This window comes from Micromonospora sp. H61 (assembly GCF_018070325.1).
GTDB lineage: Bacteria > Actinomycetota > Actinomycetes > Mycobacteriales > Micromonosporaceae > Micromonospora > Micromonospora salmantinae.
On record NZ_JAGPXY010000224.1, the window covers coordinates 1 to 1,116 of the forward strand.

At 57.1% G+C, this 1,116-nt stretch carries 1 protein-coding gene; it reads left to right on the top strand.

Going from position 1 to position 1,116, the window contains the following annotated elements; all coding sequences use genetic code 11:
• Positions 1-399 precede the first annotated feature (399 nt).
• Positions 400-921, top strand: coding sequence for a hypothetical protein (locus KBX08_RS33300; protein WP_210787717.1), 522 nt, complete (start codon positions 400-402; stop codon positions 919-921).
• Positions 922-1,116 lie beyond the last annotated feature (195 nt).

Consider the following 1,116-nt stretch of genomic DNA (forward strand, 5'->3'; position numbering starts at 1 on the left):
TACGGAACCCTCGCACCGAAATCGAAATGAGCTGCATGGACGTCCTCCCCGTTTCCGTCTCGCCTTAGCCATAGGCGAAAGCCCACGAGCGTGCAGCACCTATTAGACGCAACGCGCAAGTAGACAGGCTATACCAGGCCAGCCTCAAGATGCAGCAGGCCCACCGGCTCTCGGCGCTGCAATCCCAAGCGCGCTCGCGTCCTCGTCTGACGGACGAGTGTCAGGTGGTTGCAACATTCGCGGGTAATGGTTACACAAGGTGGTAACCGAAACAATCTCACTTTTTCCACTTAGGCCCACGCGGACACCAACTCCCGCTCCCAGTTAATGGAATTGCCTCACCGGAGGTGCTTCAGTAAGTTCTTAGGACGACCCTCAAAACGCAATCAAGGAAGCGGTATGGATCTTTACGATTTGAACGACACAACACGCGCAGCAATGATCAACGAGGTTGAGGCGGACATCGAGACCGGCAGCCTGTTCGTGAGTCGACGCCTGAACGGCACCGGCATGAGCCGGTGGCCCCGGATGATGATTGACGCCGCAAGGACTGGCGATCCGGAGTCACTGGCGTTCTGCATACGCAGCGAGGGTCTACTTGTCGATCTAGAGGCCTCTCACCGAAACGGCCAACCATACGAAAAGAAGGTCCCCACCAACGCTGCTGAAACCTTAGCGCAAGGGGAATTTGTTCGATTTTACATGAGAGCGGTGTGTATCCAAGCATTGAGCGCAGGCACGAAAGTTAGGGTCTATCGTGCGAAGTCCGCCATGAACCCTCGACGTGAGTCGGAAGCCAAGATCGGGAATGTCGTCGACCCTGCCGAACTGCTTGCGGACCTACGACGCAACGTCGGAATGGATACATTTCTCGGACTGCCACCCGGGCCTAATTCCGGTCTCTGTGTTCGACTGATCTGAGGCGAGACATCGCGGCTCACCATGTTCAAGTGATGAGAAGTAGGCCAGAGGCGGCACCGGGACCTACTTTTTATCACTTGATCATGGCGATGACGTCATGACGAACGGCATCGAAAAAACGGCGCTGCCCCGACCTCCGGTGAGGGAAGTCGGGGCAGCGCCGCGTTTCGCGTACGTCAGCTGCAGCCGCTGGTG